Origin of the sequence: Neoroseomonas marina, from assembly GCF_012927745.1 — a bacterium.
Lineage (GTDB): Bacteria > Pseudomonadota > Alphaproteobacteria > Acetobacterales > Acetobacteraceae > Neoroseomonas > Neoroseomonas marina.
Window position 1 is genome coordinate 873,141 of the sequence record NZ_JABBKX010000001.1, and the last position, 14,794, is coordinate 887,934.

The window sequence follows — 14,794 nt, forward strand, 5'->3', positions numbered from 1 at the left end:
AATCTCCTGTCGGCGGCCGTGCGGGGGTCAGCGGCGCGTCTGGTTCAGACGCGGCGGCGCTTGCGCGGGCGGCAGCCGTTGTGCGGGATGGGCGTCACGTCCTTGATGGCGGTCACGTAGAAGCCGACCGACTGAAGGGCGCGCAGCGCCGACTCGCGGCCCGAACCGGGGCCGCTCACCATGATCTCAAGCGTCTCCATGCCGTGCTCGCGCGCCTTGCGGCCGGCATCCTCCGCCGCGACCTGCGCCGCGTACGGGGTGGACTTGCGGCTGCCCTTGAAGCCCTGGGAGCCGGAGGACGACCAGGCGATGGCATTGCCCTGGGCGTCCGTGATGGTCACGATCGTGTTGTTGAACGACGCCAGCACGTGGGCGACGCCCGACGTGATGTTCTTCCGTTCCTTGCGCTTGACGGGGCCACGGGCGGCGCCGCCGCGGGGTTCGCGGGCCATCTTACTTCGTCACCTTCTTCTTGCCGGCGATCGGCACGGCCTTGCCCTTGCGGGTGCGGGCATTGGTGTGGGTGCGCTGGCCGCGGACCGGCAGGCCCTTGCGGTGACGCAGGCCGCGGTAGCAGCCCAGGTCCATCAGGCGCTTGATGTTCATCGCCTGCTCGCGACGCAGGTCACCCTCGACGCGATAATCGCGGTCGATCAGCTCACGGATCTTGAGGACCTCGTCATCGGTCAGCTGGTTCACCCGACGATCGTCGGGGATGCCGAGCTTGCCGCAGATGTCCTTCGCGTTCTGCGGCCCGATGCCGAAGATGTAGCGAAGCGAGATGAGCACCCGCTTGTTGGTCGGGATGTTCACGCCGGCGATGCGCGCCACAGTGCCTCTCCTGGGGCTCAGCCCCGATAATTGCCGTGCGGGGCATCGACCCCTTCGGCGCAGTGAACAAATCCATGCAACGATGAACGGCGGCCGGGCATGCCCGGTCGCGGGAGCGGGCGATCTAGCCCCCGCCCCCCATAGAGTCAACCCTTCCCGGAGAGGATTGCGCCAATCTGGCGCCCCACCTCGTCCATGGCCGCCATGCCGTCCACGCCGCTCAGCTTTCCCTGGGCCGCGTAGTAGGGCAGGAGCGGCGCCGTCTGCCGGTGGTAGGCCTCGAGCCTGGCCTTGACCGTCTCGGCGTTGTCGTCCGCCCGGCGGGTGAACTCGGTGCCGCCGCAATTGTCGCACACGCCGGGCTTCGTCGTCGGCTTGAAGGTGTCGTGGTAGCCGGCCCCGCATTTGGCGCAGGTGAAGCGCCCCGCGATGCGCTCCACCAGGGCGCCGTCGTCGACCTTCAGCTCGATCACGTGGTCGAGCTTCAGGCCCTTCTCCGTCAGCATCCGGTCCAGCGCCTCGGCTTGCGGCACGGTGCGGGGGAAGCCGTCCAGGATGAAGCCCTTGGCGCAATCCGGGCGGGAGACCCGGGCGGCGAGCATCGCGGTGATCACCTCGTCGGGGACCAGTTCGCCCCGCTCCATGATCGCCTTGGCCTTGAGACCGATCTCGCTGCCCGACTTCACCTCGGCCCGGAGCATGTCGCCGGTCGAGATCTGGGCGATCCCGAACTGGTCTTCCAGCCGTTTGGCCTGCGTCCCCTTACCGGCCCCGGGCGGGCCCAGCAGAATCAGGTTCATCCGTGTCCTTCCCCCATCGCCGGCATCAGCGCGGGCGCGGCATGCCGCGCCCACCCAGTCTGGCCTTCTTGATCAGGCCTTCATACTGGTGGGCGAAGAGATGCGACTGCACCTGCGCCACCGTGTCCATGGTGACCGAGACGATGATCAGAAGGGAAGTGCCGCCGAAGTAGAAGGGCACGCCGTACTGGCTGATCAGGATCTCCGGGATGATGCAGACGATGCAGAGGTAGATGGCGCCGACCACGGTCAACCGCGTCAGCACCCGATCGAGGTAGTCCGCCGTCTGCTGGCCGGGGCGGATGCCCGGCACGAAACCGCCGTACTTCTTCAGGTTGTCCGCCGTCTCGGTCGGATTGAACACGACCGCGGTGTAGAAGAAGGCGAAGAAGATGATCAGCGCCATGTAGAGCGCCATGTAGAGCGGCCGGCCATGCGCCACCATCGCGGTGATGGTCTGCAGCCAGCCTTCCTGGGTCGGGTCGGTCGAGAACCCCGCCACCGTCGCCGGCAGCAGCAGCAACGAGGAGGCGAAGATCGGCGGAATGACGCCCGAGGTGTTCAGCTTGAGCGGCAGATGCGTCGATTCGCCGCTGAACATGCGGTTGCCGACCTGGCGCTTCGGATACTGCACCGGGATCCGGCGCTGGGCACGCTCCACGAACACCACGAAGGCGATCACGGCCAGCGCGATGATCAGGAAGGCGATGATGAAGATGGTCGACAGCGCCCCCGTCCGACCCAGCTCCAGGGTCGTGATCAGGGCGTGCGGCAGGTTCGCGACGATGCCCGCGAAGATGATGAGGCTGATGCCGTTGCCGACCCCGCGCGCGGTGATCTGCTCGCCCAGCCACATCAGGAACATGGTCCCGCCGACCAGCGTGATCACGCAGGAGAAGCGGAAGAACCAGCCCGGGTCGTAGACCGCCGCGCCGAACTGCCCGCGCATCGATTCGAGCCCGATCGCGATCCCCCACGCCTGGAAGATGGCGATGATGACGGTGAGGTAGCGGGTGTACTGGTTGAGCTTCTTGCGCCCCGCCTCGCCTTCCTTCTTCAGCGCTTCCCAGGCAGGAATCGCCGCCGTCATCAGCTGCACGATGATCGAGGCGCTGATGTAGGGCATGATGTTCAGGGCAAAGACCGTCATGCGCCCGAGCGCGCCGCCCGTGAACATGTCGAACATGCCGAGGATCCCGCCGCCATGCTGGGCCAGGATCTCGCCCATCACCGCGGCATCGACGCCGGGGACGGGCACATAGGTGCCGATGCGGTAGACGATGAGCGCGCCCAGGGTGAACCAGATGCGCTTCTTGAGCTCGGTCGCCTTCGCCAGAACCCCGAAGTTGAGGTTCGACATCGCCTGCTCGGCAGCGGACGCCATGCGTTATCTCCTCAGCACTGCGGCGCACAGGTGCCCCTGCGCGCCGCAGCGTAGACCGGACCCTGACCTAAGCCTCTGCCCGGCCAGGGGCAAGGGTCACTCGGACGCGGCTTCCGCCGGCGCCGCGGTGACGGTCACGCTGCCACCGGCAGCCTGCACCGCCGCGATCGCGGCCGCCGAGGCGCCGGAGACGGTGATGTTCACCGCGCGCTTGATCTCGCCCTTGGCGAGCAGGCGCACGCCGGCGAACTTCGCCGAGGAACGGACCACGCCGGCCGCCTTCAGCGCCGTCTCGTCGATCGCCTGGTCAGCCGGCAGGCGGCCCGACTCGATCGCCGCATCCAGCGCGCCCAGGTTCAGGACCGCGTAGTCCTTCCGGAACACGTTCACGAAGCCGCGCTTCGGCATGCGACGATAGATCGGGAGCTGACCGCCCTCGAACCCGTTGATCGACACGCCGGTGCGGGCCTTCTGACCCTTCACGCCGCGGCCGCCGGTCTTGCCCTTGCCGGAGCCGATGCCACGGCCGATGCGCTTGAACTTCGGGCGGGCGCCCTCGTTGTCGCGCAGTTCATTGAGCTTCATCGGTTCAGCCCTCCACCTTCACCAGGTGGGCCACCTTGCGGATCATCCCGCGCACGGCCGGAGTGTCCTCCAGCTCGCGCGTGCGATGGCGCTTGTTCAGGCCGAGACCGATGAGGGTCTCCTTCTGGCCCGGCTTGCGGCCGATCGGGGACCCGAGCTGGGTCACCTTCACGGTCTTCTTCTGCTCAGACACTGGTGGCCTCCGTCGCCTCGGCGGCGTCCTTCTTCTGGCCCAGGATGTCGGCGACCTTCTTGCCGCGGCGGGAAGCGACGGCACGCGGGGACGTGCAGCGCTGCAGCGCGGCGAAGGTGGCCTTCACCATATTGTGCGGGTTCGCCGAGCCCGTGCACTTGGCGACGACGTCGCCCATGCCGAGCGTCTCGAACACCGCGCGCATCGGGCCGCCGGCGATGATGCCGGTACCCGCCGGGGCGGCGCGCAGGATGACGCGGCCGGCGCCGAACTCGCCGATCACGTCGTGGTGCAGGGTCCGGCCCTCGCGCATCGGCACGCGGATCATCGTGCGCTTCGCACGCTCCGTCGCCTTGCGGATCGCCTCCGGCACCTCGCGGGCCTTGCCCGCACCCCAGCCAACGCGGCCCTTCTCGTCGCCCACGACCACCAGGGCCGCGAAGGAGAAGCGCCGGCCACCCTTCACCACCTTGGCGACGCGGTTGATGGTGACGAGCTTGTCCTTCAGCTCGTCGCCTTCCTGGCGCTCCTGGCGGTTGTCGCGGTCACCGTCGCGGCGGCGGCCACGGCGCTCACGCCCGCCTTCGCCGCCACCCTCGCCGCCGGTCCTCGGTTCACGTGCCATGCTTCATCACCCTCAGAACGACAGCCCGCCCTCGCGGGCGCCGTCCGCGAGCGCCTTCACGCGCCCATGGTAGAGATAGGGGCCCCGGTCGAAGACGACTTCCGTCACCCCCGCCGCGAGAGCCCGCTCGGCCACCAGCTTGCCGACCGCGGTCGCCGCGTCCTTGTCGGCGCCGGTCTTCAGCCCTTCGCGCATCGTCTTCTCGAGCGAGGAGGCGGCCGCCACGGTGCGGCCCGCCTTGTCGTCGATGACCTGCGCGTAGATGTGCTTGCCCGAACGGAAGACCGAGAGGCGCGCGCGCCCACCGGACTTCTGCTTGAGCTGGAAGCGGAGGCGGCGGCGGCGCCGCGCCTCGAGATCGAGCTTGCTGGCCATTACTTCTTCTTACCCTCCTTCCGGAGGATGGTCTCGTTGTCGTACTTGACGCCCTTGCCCTTGTAGGGCTCGGGACCACGGTACGCGCGGATCTCGGCCGCCACCTGCCCCACCTGGCGCTTGTCCGTGCCTTCCACCTTGATGGCGGTCGGCTTCTCGCAGGTGATCTTGATCCCCTTCGGGATCGCGTAGCGGATCTCGTGGCTGTAGCCGAGGTTCAGCACCAGATCGGACCCCTGCACCGCGGCGCGGTAGCCGGTGCCGTTGATCTCCATGGACTTCGAGAAGCCCGTGGAAACGCCCGTCACCATGGAGTTGATCAGGCTGCGCGTCGTGCCCCACATGGTCCGCGCGCGGCGGTCCGTGCGGCGCGGCGACACCGCGACCTCGTTGGCCTTGATCTCGACGTCCACGTCGTCCGTGAGGTCGAGCTTGAGTTCGCCGAGCTTGCCCTTGGCAGTCAGCGTGCGGCCGGCCAGCGCGAGCGAGACGCCCGACGGCACCGGCACGGGATACTTCCCAACGCGAGACATCTTCCTTCGCCTCCCGTCAGAACACGCGGCAGAGGACTTCGCCGCCGACATTGGCGGCGCGGGCCTCGTTCTCGCTCATCACGCCGCGGGGCGTGGACAGGATCGAGGTGCCGAGGCCGTTGTAGAACTTCGGCAGCTCCGCGATCTTCGAATAGACGCGCCGGCCCGGCTTGGAGACGCGGGTGATCTCCTTGATGGCGGGCTCGCCCTCGGAATACTTCAGCTCGATATCGATGAAGCGGATGCCGGGGCGCACTTCCTCGGTGCGCCAGGCGCGGATGTAGCCCTCGCGCTTCAGCACCTCGAGCACGTTCTCGCGCAGCTTCGACGCCGGCGCCTTGCAGCGCGACTGCCGAGCGGCCTGCGCGTTGCGGATGCGCGTGAGCATATCGCCCAGCGGATCGGACATGGACATGGCCGGTCCTTCCTTACCAGCTCGCCTTGACCACACCGGGGATCTGGCCCTTGGAGGCCAGTTCCCGCAGCTGGTTGCGGCAGAGCTTGAACTTGCGATAGTTGCCGCGCGGGCGGCCGGTCACTTCACAGCGCAGACGGACGCGGTTCTTCGCGCCGTTGCGGGGGAACTGTGCGAGCTTCAGCGTCGCCTCGAAGCGCTCCTCCACCGGCAGATCGCGATCCATGATCACGGCCTTCAGGGCGGCGCGCTTCGGCGCGTGAAGCTTCGAGAGCTTCTCGCGGCGCTTGTTCTTCTCGACAGACGAGGTCTTGGCCATACCGTCTAGGTCCTCCGGAACCTGCCGGGCTGCACCCGGCGGTTTTCCAAAATCAGTTCTGGAAGGGAAGCTCGAACGCCTTCAGCAGCGCCTTCGCTTCCTTGTCGGTCTTCGCCGTGGTGACGAAGACGATGTCCATGCCGCGGATCGCGTCCACCTTGTCGTAGTTGATCTCGGGGAACACGATCTGCTCCTTCAGGCCAAGGGAGAAGTTCCCCCGCCCGTCGAAGCCCTTGTTGCCGGGCAGGCCGCGGAAGTCGCGAACGCGCGGCAGCGCGATGGTCACGAGCCGGTCGAGGAACTCGTACATCCGCTGCTTGCGAAGCGTCACCTTCGTGCCGATCGCCATGCCCTCGCGGATCTTGAAGCCCGCGATGGCCTTCTTCGCCTTCGTCTTCACCGGCTTCTGGCCCGCGATCATCGTCAGCTCGGCGACAGCGGCGTCGAGCTTCTTCTGGTCGCCGGAGGCTTCGCCGACGCCCATGTTGATGACGATCTTGTCGAGCTTCGGCACTTCCATCGGGTTCTTGTACCCGAACTCCTCGACGAGGCGCTTGCGCACGACCTCGTCGTAGTGCTTGCGCAGCCGCGGCTGCTCCATCGCTTCGCTCATGCGTCGAGCACCTCGCCGGAGGCCTTCGCCACCCGGACCTTCTTGCCGTCCTCGAGCACCTTGAAGCCGACCCGGGTCGGCTTGCCCGACTTCGGATCCAGCAGCGCCAGGTTGGAGAGGTGGATACCCGCCTCCTTCTCCTGGATGCCGCCGGGACGGCCCATGCCCTGCGGCTTCTCGTGCTTCTTCACCAGGTTCACGCCCTGCACGAGGGCGCGGCCCTCGGTCGGCATGACCTTGATCACCTCGCCCTGGCGGCCCTTGTCCTTGCCGGCCAGGACCTGGACGCGGTCGCCCTTACGGATCTTCGCGGCCATGGTTACAGCACCTCCGGAGCCAGGGAGATGATCTTCATGAACTTCTTCGCGCGCAGTTCGCGCACGACCGGTCCGAAGATACGGGTGCCGATCGGCTCGTTCTGCTTGTTGATCAGCACGGCCGCATTGCGGTCGAAGCGGATCACCGTGCCGTCCTGGCGGCGCACCGGGTAGGCGGTGCGCACGATCACCGCGCGCTCCACCGTCCCCTTCTTCACCTTGCCGCGCGGAATCGCTTCCTTGACGGAGACGACGATGATGTCGCCCACGCCAGCGGTCTTCCGCTTGGAGCCGCCGAGCACCTTGATGCACTGCACGCGGCGCGCACCCGAGTTGTCGGCGACTTCGAGGTTGGATTCGACCTGGATCATGGATCAGGCCTCCGCGGTCGCGAGGAAGGCGGGCTTCTCGACGGCCGCGCCGTTGCGCTCGATCACCACCCAGGACTTGGACTTGGAGATCGGGCGGCACTCCTCGATCGCCACGACGTCGCCTTCCTTGCACAGGTTGGCGTCGTCATGCGCGGCGTACTTCTTCGAGCGCCGGATGAACTTCTTGTAGAGCGGATGCATCACGCGACGCTCGACCAGGACCGTGATGGTCTTGTCCGTCTTGTCGCTGGTGACCCGCCCGGTGAGGACGCGCTTCGGCATCGCCGTCGGTCTCCTCTCAGGCCTTGGTGGCGGCGGTGCGCGTCCGCTCGCCGATGATGGTCTTCACCCGCGCGATGTCGCGACGGACCTGCTTGATGCGCGAAAGCGCCTCAAGCTGGCCGGTCGCGCGCTGGAAACGCAGGTTGAACTGCTCCTTGCGCAGGTCGAGCAGCATGGTGGTGAGCTCGTCCGCGGACTTCGCGCGGACATCGCCGATCTTGGTCGCAGCCATATCAGGCCTCCGCACCCAGGCGGGTGACGAACTTGGTCTTGATCGGCAGCTTCGCCGCGCCGAGGGTCAGCGCCTCGCGCGCCGTCTCCGCGGAGACGCCGTCGATCTCGAACATGACGCGGCCCGGCTTCACGCGCGCCACCCAGTATTCGGGCGCGCCCTTGCCGGAACCCATGCGGACTTCCGCCGGCTTGGTCGAAACCGGCACATCCGGGAAGATGCGGATCCACACGCGGCCCTGACGCTTCATCGCGCGGGTGATCGCACGACGGGCGGCCTCGATCTGGCGCGCGGTCACACGCTCCGGCTCGAGGGCCTTCAGGCCGAACCCGCCGAAGGACAGCGCGAAGCCGCCCTTCGCCAGGCCGTGGATGCGGCCCTTGTGGGCCTTACGGAACTTGGTGCGCTTAGGCTGCAGCATTGTCCTTCACCTTCAGCGCTGCGGCGCCTGTTCCGCGGCGCGCTTGTCCTGCGCCATCGGATCATGGGCCATGATCTCGCCCTTGAAGATCCACACCTTCACACCGCAGGTGCCGTAGGTGGTCTTCGCGGTCGCCGTGCCGAAATCGATGTCCGCGCGGAGCGTATGCAGAGGCACGCGGCCCTCGCGGTACCACTCCATGCGCGCGATCTCCGCCCCGCCCAGACGGCCGGAGCAGTTGATGCGGATGCCGCCGGCGCCGAGGCGCATCGCGGACTGCACCGCGCGCTTCATCGCACGGCGGAAGGCCACGCGGCGCTCGAGCTGCTGGGCGATGTTCTCGGCCACCAGCGTCGCGTCGATCTCGGGCTTGCGGATCTCGACGATGTTCAGCGCGACTTCGGCGCCGGCCATCTTCTGGAGGTCCTTGCGCAGCACCTCGATGTCCGCGCCCTTCTTGCCGATCACGACGCCCGGGCGGGCGGCGTGGATCGTCACGCGGGGCTTCTTCGCCGGACGCTCGATCACGATGCGGGACACGCCCGCACCCTTGAGGCGCTTCGCCAGCGTCTCGCGCAGCTTGAAGTCCTCGTGCAGCAGCTTGGCGTAATCCGCGCCCGCGAACCAGCGGCTGTCCCAGGTGCGGTTGATGCCGAGCCGCAGCCCGATCGGATTGACTTTCTGGCCCATGTTACGCGGCCTCCTGCTCGGCCGGGGCGGCCAGCTGCTGCTCCGCCACCACGATCTTGAGGTGGCTGAACCACTTCTCGACGCTCGACGCACGGCCGCGGCCACGCGCGTGGAAGCGCTTCATCACCTGCGCGCGGCCGACCTCGGCCTTCGAGACGACCAGGCGGTCGACGTCGAGGCTGTGGTTGTTCTCGGCGTTCGCGATCGCGGATTCGAGCGTCTTCTTCACCGTCACCGCGATGCGGCGCTTGGAGAAGGTGAGCTGCGCGACGGCGTCCTGCGCCTTCTTGCCGCGGATCATGCCGGCAACAAGGTTCAGCTTCCGTGGGGAGACGCGGATGTTCCACGTCACCGCCTGCGCCTCGGTCTCCGCCAGGGTGCGGGGATGCTTCGGCTTGCTCATCGGATCAGCCCCGCTTCGCCTTCTTGTCGGCCGCGTGGCCGGTGAAGGTGCGCGTCGGCGAGAACTCGCCGAACTTGTGGCCCACCATGTTCTCCGTCACCTGCACCGGCAGGAACTTCTTGCCGTTGTAGACGCCGAAGGTCAGGCCGACGAACTGCGGCAGGATCGTGCTGCGACGCGACCAGATCTTGATGATCTCGTTGCGCGTGGACGCACGGGCCGCATCGGCCTTGTTCAGCAGGTAGCCGTCGACGAACGGCCCCTTCCAGACGCTGCGCGCCATCTGCGTCAGCCCTTCGTCGCGTTGCGGCGGCGGACGATGAGCCCGTCGGTCCGCTTGTTGTTACGGGTCTTCGCACCCTTCGTGGGCTTGCCCCACGGGGTGACCGGATGCCGGCCACCCGAGGTACGGCCTTCACCACCGCCATGCGGGTGGTCAACCGGGTTCATCACGACGCCGCGGTTATGCGGCTTCTTGCCCAGCCAGCGATTGCGCCCGGCCTTGCCGAGCTGCTGGTTCGAGTTGTCCGGGTTGGACACCGCGCCGATCGACGCCATGCACTCCGAACGGATGATGCGCAGCTCACCGGACTGCAGCTTCACCTGCGCGTAGCCCTGGTCCTTGCCGACCAGCTGCGCGAAGGTGCCGGCCGAACGCGCGATCTTGCCACCGGCACCGGGCTTCAGCTCGATGTTGTGGATGATCGTGCCGACCGGGATCGCGGCCATCGGCATCGCGTTGCCCGGCTTGATGTCGGCCTTCTCGCCGGCGACGACCGTGTCGCCCGCCTTCAGGCGCTGCGGCGCCAGGATGTAGGACAGCTCCCCATCCTGGTACTTCACCAGCGCGATGAAGGCCGTGCGGTTCGGGTCATACTCCAGGCGCTCGACGACGCCCGGCATGCCGAACTTCGCGCGGCGCTTGAAGTCCACCAGGCGGTAGGCGCGCTTGTGTCCGCCGCCACGGAAGCGGACGGTGATGCGGCCATGCTGGTTACGCCCGCCCGAGGAATGCTTGCCCTCGGTCAGGCCCTTGACCGGCGCACCCTTCCACAGCTCGGACCGATCGATGAGGATCGTGCCGCGCAGCGAAGGCGTGACCGGGTTGAAATTCTTCAGAGCCATGGCTTACGCGAGCCCCGTCGTGAGGTCGATGCTCTGGCCTTCGGCCAGGCGCACCATCGCCTTCTTCCAGTCGGACCGCTGACCGGGACGGCCGCGGAACCGCTTCGTCTTGCCCTTCACCACGATCGTGTTGACCGCGAGGACCTTCACGCCGAACAGGCCTTCGACCGCCGCCTTGATCTGCGGCTTGGTCGCGTCGGGGGCGACCTTGAAGGTCACCTGGCCGCGCTCGTTGTTCAGCGTCGCCTTCTCGGTCACGAGCGGGGAGAGGATGGTCTGATACATCCGCTCCCGGCCGATCACCGGACGCTTCTGCTTCGGGGCGTCGCTCATGCCAGCCGCTCCTTCAGCGCCTCGACGCCGGCGCGCGTCACCGCGAGCACGTCGTGCTTGAGGATGTCATAGACATTCGCGCCGACCGTCGGCAGCACCTGAACCTTCGGCAGGTTGCGCACGACGCGGGCGAAGTTCTCGTCCGCCGCGGCATCCACCACCAGCGCGCTGGTCCAGCCGAGCGCCTTCAGCTGCTTCGCCACGACGCCGGTCTTGGCGTCGGCCGGCAGCGCCGCGGTCTCGAGCACCACGAGCTTGCCCTCGGCGGCCTTCTGGCTGAGCGCCGAGATCAGGCCGAGGCGACGGACCTTCTTGTTCAGGCTGTAGCCGTGGTCGCGCACGACCGGGCCATGCACCACGCCGCCCTTGCGGAACTGCGGGGAGCGCAGCGAACCCTGACGGGCGTTGCCGGTGCCCTTCTGGCGATAGGGCTTCTTCGTGGTCCCGGAGACCTCGCCCATGCCCTTCGCCTTGTGGGTGCCCGCACGGCGATTGGCGAGCTGCCAGTGCACCACGCGCGCCATGATGTCGGCGCGCGGAGCGGCGCCGAACACCTCTTCCGGCAGGTCGATCTGACCGGCGGCGGCGTTGTCGAGGGTGATGACGTTGACCTGCATTGTCTCGGTCCTCAGGCCACGGCCGCCGGGAAGGGCGCATCGGCGTGACGCGCGCGCTTCACAGCGTCGCGGATCAGCACGTAGCCGCCCTTTGCACCGGGGACGGCGCCCTTGATCAGCACCAGGCCCTTCTCCGCGTCCACGCCGGCCACTTCCAGGTTCTGGGTGGTCACGCGCTCGACGCCGAGATGGCCGGCCATCTTCTTGTTCTTGAAGGTCTTGCCCGGATCCTGGCGGTTACCCGTCGAACCCAGCGAACGGTGGCTGATCGACACGCCGTGCGAGGCCTCGAGGCCCGCGAAGTTCCAGCGCTTCATGCCGCCCGCGAAGCCCTTGCCGACCGTGACGCCCGTCACGTCGACCTTCTGGCCCGCCACGAAATGGGCGGCGGACAGCTTCGCGCCCGGCTCGAGCGCCGCATCGGAACCGACGCGGAACTCGACGACCTTCTTCGGCGCCTCGACGCCGGACTTCGCGAAGTGACCCTTGTTCGCCTTGGAGACGTTCTTGGGCTTCGCGTCGCCGATGCCGAGCTGCACGGCCTCGTAGCCGTCCTTGTCGGTGGTGCGCTTCGCCACCACGCGGACATTGTCCACATGGAGCAGCGTCACGGGAACGGTCGAACCGTCCTCGTTGAACAGCCGGGACATCCCCAGCTTTTTCGCGATCAGGCCCGTGCGGCCCGTCTTCGCGGCCATGGCTCTATTTCCCTCTGGCCTTGAGATCTTAGATCTTGATCTCGACGTCCACGCCCGCGGCGAGGTCGAGCTTCATCAGCGCGTCCACGGTCTGCGGAGTGGGGTCGACGATGTCGAGAAGGCGGCGATGCGTCCGGATCTCGAACTGCTCGCGCGACTTCTTGTCGACGTGCGGCGAACGGTTCACCGTGAACCGCTCGATATGCGTCGGCAGAGGGATCGGGCCCCGCACGCGCGCGCCCGTCCGCTTCGCGGTGTTCACGATCTCCCGCGTGCTGCCGTCCAGCACGCGGTGATCGAACGCCTTGAGGCGGATGCGGATGTTCTGGTTGTCCATGATGAGGACCCGCGTTCCTGCCGATTACTTCGTGATCTTGGCGACGACGCCGGCGCCGACGGTGCGGCCGCCTTCGCGGATCGCGAAGCGCAGGCCTTCGTCCATCGCGATCGGCGCGATCAGCGTCACGTCCATCGACACGTTGTCGCCCGGCATCACCATCTCCACGCCCTCGGGCAGCGTCACCACGCCCGTCACGTCCGTCGTCCGGAAGTAGAACTGCGGACGATAGTTCGTGAAGAACGGCGTATGACGCCCGCCCTCTTCCTTCGTCAGCACGTAGGCTTCCGCCTTGAACTCCGTGTGCGGCGTGATCGAACCCGGCGCCGCCAGCACCTGCCCGCGCTCCACGTCCTCACGCTTCGTGCCGCGCAGCAGCGCGCCGATGTTGTCGCCCGCCTGGCCCTGGTCGAGCAGCTTGCGGAACATCTCCACGCCCGTGACCGTCGTCTTCACCGTGGCCTTCAGGCCCACGATCTCGACTTCCTCACCGACCTTGATGATCCCCCGCTCCACGCGGCCCGTCACCACCGTCCCGCGGCCCGAGATCGAGAACACGTCCTCGACCGGCATCAGGAACGGCTTGTCCACCTCGCGCGCCGGCTGCGGAATGTAGGCGTCCACCGCCTCCATCAGCTTCAGGATCGCCTGCTCGCCCAGCTCCGGCTCGCGGTCCTCGAGCGCGCACAGCGCCGAGCCCTTGATGATCGGAATGTCGTCGCCCGGGAACTGGTACGACGACAGCAGCTCGCGCACTTCCATCTCGACCAGCTCGAGCAGGTCGGGGTCCGCCATGTCGCACTTGTTCAGGAACACCACCAGCGCCGGCACGCCCACCTGGCGCGCCAGCAGGATGTGCTCGCGCGTCTGCGGCATCGGGCCGTCGGCCGCCGAGACCACCAGGATCGCGCCGTCCATCTGCGCCGCGCCCGTGATCATGTTCTTCACGTAGTCGGCGTGGCCGGGGCAGTCCACATGCGCGTAGTGCCGGTTCGGCGTCTCGTACTCGACATGCGCCGTCGAGATCGTGATGCCGCGGGCCCGCTCCTCAGGCGCCTTGTCGATCTGGTCGTACGCCGTGAACGACGCACCGCCCGACTTCGCGAGAACCTTGGTGATCGCCGCCGTCAGCGACGTCTTGCCATGGTCCACGTGCCCGATCGTGCCAATGTTGCAGTGCGGCTTGTTCCGCTCAAACTTTGCCTTCGCCATCGTCGTCGTTCCCGATCGGGGGTTTCGTTACCAGCGGTAGTGGCTGAAAGCCTTGTTGGCTTCGGCCATCCGGTGCGTGTCTTCGCGCTTCTTGACGGCCGAGCCGCGGTTGTTCGCCGCGTCCATCAGCTCGCCGGAGAGGCGCTCTTCCATCGTGTTCTCGCCGCGCTTGCGCGCGGATTCGATCAGCCAGCGGATCGCCAGCGCCTGACGCCGCTCCGGGCGGACTTCCACCGGCACCTGGTAGGTCGCGCCGCCGACGCGGCGGCTGCGGACCTCGACGGCCGGCTTCACGTTGTCCATCGCCTCGTGGAACAGGCGCAGCGGGTCGCTGTTCGCACCGCCGCGCTTCTTCAGCGTGTCCATGGCGGCGTAGACGATCCGCTCGGCGGTGCTCTTCTTACCGTCGTACATGAGCACGTTCATGAAACGGCTCAGCACGACGTCGCCGAACTTCGGATCGGGCAGGACCTCGCGCTTCTCGGCGCGGTGACGACGGGACATCTCTCAGATCCTCACTTCGGACGCTTCGCGCCGTAAAGCGAACGGCGCTGGCGGCGCTTGGCGATGCCCTGGGTGTCGAGCACGCCGCGCAGGATGTGGTAGCGGACGCCCGGAAGGTCCTTCACGCGGCCACCGCGGATCAGGACGACCGAGTGCTCCTGCAGGTTGTGGCCTTCACCGGGGATGTAGCTGACGACTTCGAAGCCGTTCGTCAGACGCACCTTGGCGACCTTACGAAGGGCCGAGTTCGGCTTCTTCGGCGTGGTCGTGTAGACGCGCGTGCAGACGCCCCGCTTCTGCGGGCTGCCCTTCAGTGCCGGAACCTTGTTCCGGGCCGGCTTCGTCTCACGCCCCTTGGCGATGAGCTGGTTGATCGTCGGCATGACGCCCCTTCGTAACCATACCAATCCCCACCGCCGGCCTTGCCAAAGAACATGGCCCGGGTCGCGCGCATCAGCGCGCCCTCCGGGCGTCCGTCCCGCTGCCGGCCTCAGCCCCTGAGTCAGGGGCGGCGCCGGCGGCGCAGCGTTGTGGACCAAAACCTGACAGGGCGCCCGTTGCCGGGGCCCTGCCGAGGGG

At 67.5% G+C, this 14,794-nt stretch carries 28 protein-coding genes; all 28 read right to left on the reverse strand.

All coding sequences use genetic code 11. From position 1 onward, the window contains the following. Window positions 1-44 precede the first annotated feature (44 nt). The 28 genes from rpsK to rpsL all read right to left on the reverse strand — a co-directional run bounded on the left by rpsK (window position 45) and on the right by rpsL (window position 14,598). Entirely contained in the window at window positions 45-452 is a 408-nt protein-coding gene (rpsK, locus tag GWK16_RS04270; protein WP_168040340.1) for a 30S ribosomal protein S11, read from the reverse strand. A gap of 1 nt (window position 453) precedes the next feature. After that, entirely contained in the window at window positions 454-831 is a 378-nt protein-coding gene (gene rpsM, locus GWK16_RS04275) for a 30S ribosomal protein S13 (RefSeq protein ID WP_168040338.1), read from the reverse strand. Window positions 832-977: 146 nt separating this feature from the next. After that, on the reverse strand, window positions 978-1,631 hold the full coding sequence (locus tag GWK16_RS04280; protein ID WP_170052686.1) for an adenylate kinase: 654 nt from the start codon (window positions 1,629-1,631) through the stop codon (window positions 978-980). Window positions 1,632-1,656: 25 nt separating this feature from the next. After that, window positions 1,657-3,015: a preprotein translocase subunit SecY gene (gene secY / locus GWK16_RS04285; protein ID WP_170052687.1), complete on the reverse strand. Its 1,359-nt coding sequence runs from the start codon at window positions 3,013-3,015 to the stop codon at window positions 1,657-1,659. A 96-nt stretch (window positions 3,016-3,111) separates the two neighbouring features. Continuing rightward, entirely contained in the window at window positions 3,112-3,600 is a 489-nt protein-coding gene (gene rplO / locus GWK16_RS04290) for a 50S ribosomal protein L15 (protein ID WP_170052688.1), read from the reverse strand. Between the two features lie 4 nt (window positions 3,601-3,604). Further along, window positions 3,605-3,793: a 50S ribosomal protein L30 gene (gene rpmD / locus GWK16_RS04295; RefSeq protein WP_168040330.1), complete on the reverse strand. Its 189-nt coding sequence runs from the start codon at window positions 3,791-3,793 to the stop codon at window positions 3,605-3,607. Further along, on the reverse strand, window positions 3,786-4,418 hold the full coding sequence (gene rpsE / locus GWK16_RS04300) for a 30S ribosomal protein S5 (RefSeq protein WP_168040328.1): 633 nt from the start codon (window positions 4,416-4,418) through the stop codon (window positions 3,786-3,788). Before rpsE ends, rpmD begins: the two co-directional genes overlap by 8 nt. 12 nt (window positions 4,419-4,430) lie before the next feature. Continuing rightward, a complete protein-coding gene (rplR, locus tag GWK16_RS04305) occupies window positions 4,431-4,793 on the reverse strand; it encodes a 50S ribosomal protein L18 (protein ID WP_170052689.1) in 363 nt (120 codons plus the stop codon). After that, window positions 4,793-5,326 carry a 50S ribosomal protein L6 gene (gene rplF, locus GWK16_RS04310; protein WP_168040324.1) on the reverse strand — a complete coding sequence of 178 codons (534 nt, stop codon included), beginning with the start codon at window positions 5,324-5,326 and terminating at the stop codon, window positions 4,793-4,795. The genes rplR and rplF overlap by 1 nt, the downstream gene beginning before the upstream one ends. Window positions 5,327-5,342: 16 nt before the next feature. After that, window positions 5,343-5,741 (reverse strand): 30S ribosomal protein S8, encoded by a 399-nt coding sequence (gene rpsH, locus GWK16_RS04315; RefSeq protein ID WP_168040322.1) that lies wholly within the window; start codon window positions 5,739-5,741, stop codon window positions 5,343-5,345. A 13-nt stretch (window positions 5,742-5,754) separates the two neighbouring features. Further along, window positions 5,755-6,060, reverse strand: coding sequence for a 30S ribosomal protein S14 (rpsN, locus tag GWK16_RS04320; RefSeq protein WP_170052690.1), 306 nt, complete (start codon window positions 6,058-6,060; stop codon window positions 5,755-5,757). 52 nt (window positions 6,061-6,112) lie between these two features. Beyond that, window positions 6,113-6,673, reverse strand: a complete 561-nt coding sequence (gene rplE, locus GWK16_RS04325; RefSeq protein WP_170052691.1) for a 50S ribosomal protein L5 — start codon at window positions 6,671-6,673, stop codon at window positions 6,113-6,115. Next, the gene (rplX, locus tag GWK16_RS04330) at window positions 6,670-6,990 is read right to left on the reverse strand and encodes a 50S ribosomal protein L24 (RefSeq protein ID WP_170052692.1); all 321 of its coding nucleotides are present in this window, start codon (window positions 6,988-6,990) and stop codon (window positions 6,670-6,672) included. Before rplX ends, rplE begins: the two co-directional genes overlap by 4 nt. Window positions 6,991-6,992: 2 nt before the next feature. Then, window positions 6,993-7,361, reverse strand: a complete 369-nt coding sequence (gene rplN, locus GWK16_RS04335; RefSeq protein WP_137127388.1) for a 50S ribosomal protein L14 — start codon at window positions 7,359-7,361, stop codon at window positions 6,993-6,995. 3 nt (window positions 7,362-7,364) lie between these two features. Next, a complete protein-coding gene (gene rpsQ, locus GWK16_RS04340; RefSeq protein WP_170052693.1) occupies window positions 7,365-7,643 on the reverse strand; it encodes a 30S ribosomal protein S17 in 279 nt (92 codons plus the stop codon). Between the two features lie 16 nt (window positions 7,644-7,659). After that, window positions 7,660-7,875 (reverse strand): 50S ribosomal protein L29, encoded by a 216-nt coding sequence (rpmC, locus tag GWK16_RS04345; protein ID WP_170052694.1) that lies wholly within the window; start codon window positions 7,873-7,875, stop codon window positions 7,660-7,662. A gap of 1 nt (window position 7,876) precedes the next feature. Continuing rightward, window positions 7,877-8,296: a 50S ribosomal protein L16 gene (rplP, locus tag GWK16_RS04350; RefSeq protein ID WP_170052695.1), complete on the reverse strand. Its 420-nt coding sequence runs from the start codon at window positions 8,294-8,296 to the stop codon at window positions 7,877-7,879. A gap of 12 nt (window positions 8,297-8,308) precedes the next feature. Continuing rightward, window positions 8,309-8,986 carry a 30S ribosomal protein S3 gene (gene rpsC, locus GWK16_RS04355; protein ID WP_170052696.1) on the reverse strand — a complete coding sequence of 226 codons (678 nt, stop codon included), beginning with the start codon at window positions 8,984-8,986 and terminating at the stop codon, window positions 8,309-8,311. Between the two features lies 1 nt (window position 8,987). Further along, window positions 8,988-9,389, reverse strand: a complete 402-nt coding sequence (gene rplV, locus GWK16_RS04360; protein WP_168040306.1) for a 50S ribosomal protein L22 — start codon at window positions 9,387-9,389, stop codon at window positions 8,988-8,990. A 4-nt stretch (window positions 9,390-9,393) separates the two neighbouring features. After that, window positions 9,394-9,672 (reverse strand): 30S ribosomal protein S19, encoded by a 279-nt coding sequence (gene rpsS / locus GWK16_RS04365; RefSeq protein WP_168040304.1) that lies wholly within the window; start codon window positions 9,670-9,672, stop codon window positions 9,394-9,396. A 5-nt stretch (window positions 9,673-9,677) separates the two neighbouring features. Continuing rightward, window positions 9,678-10,514, reverse strand: coding sequence for a 50S ribosomal protein L2 (gene rplB / locus GWK16_RS04370; RefSeq protein ID WP_168040302.1), 837 nt, complete (start codon window positions 10,512-10,514; stop codon window positions 9,678-9,680). 3 nt (window positions 10,515-10,517) lie between these two features. Continuing rightward, entirely contained in the window at window positions 10,518-10,814 is a 297-nt protein-coding gene (locus GWK16_RS04375; protein ID WP_456306750.1) for a 50S ribosomal protein L23, read from the reverse strand. A 29-nt stretch (window positions 10,815-10,843) separates the two neighbouring features. After that, window positions 10,844-11,464, reverse strand: coding sequence for a 50S ribosomal protein L4 (gene rplD / locus GWK16_RS04380; RefSeq protein WP_170052698.1), 621 nt, complete (start codon window positions 11,462-11,464; stop codon window positions 10,844-10,846). 11 nt (window positions 11,465-11,475) lie between these two features. Continuing rightward, on the reverse strand, window positions 11,476-12,162 hold the full coding sequence (gene rplC, locus GWK16_RS04385; protein WP_168040298.1) for a 50S ribosomal protein L3: 687 nt from the start codon (window positions 12,160-12,162) through the stop codon (window positions 11,476-11,478). 28 nt (window positions 12,163-12,190) lie between these two features. Next, window positions 12,191-12,499: a 30S ribosomal protein S10 gene (gene rpsJ / locus GWK16_RS04390; protein WP_137127378.1), complete on the reverse strand. Its 309-nt coding sequence runs from the start codon at window positions 12,497-12,499 to the stop codon at window positions 12,191-12,193. Window positions 12,500-12,523: 24 nt separating this feature from the next. Continuing rightward, complete coding sequence (tuf, locus tag GWK16_RS04395; protein ID WP_170052699.1) at window positions 12,524-13,711, reverse strand: elongation factor Tu; 1,188 nt, start codon at window positions 13,709-13,711, stop codon at window positions 12,524-12,526. Window positions 13,712-13,738: 27 nt separating this feature from the next. After that, window positions 13,739-14,215 carry a 30S ribosomal protein S7 gene (gene rpsG / locus GWK16_RS04400; RefSeq protein ID WP_170052700.1) on the reverse strand — a complete coding sequence of 159 codons (477 nt, stop codon included), beginning with the start codon at window positions 14,213-14,215 and terminating at the stop codon, window positions 13,739-13,741. An 11-nt stretch (window positions 14,216-14,226) separates the two neighbouring features. After that, window positions 14,227-14,598 (reverse strand): 30S ribosomal protein S12, encoded by a 372-nt coding sequence (gene rpsL / locus GWK16_RS04405; RefSeq protein WP_137127375.1) that lies wholly within the window; start codon window positions 14,596-14,598, stop codon window positions 14,227-14,229. Between the last annotated feature and the right edge of the window lie 196 nt (window positions 14,599-14,794).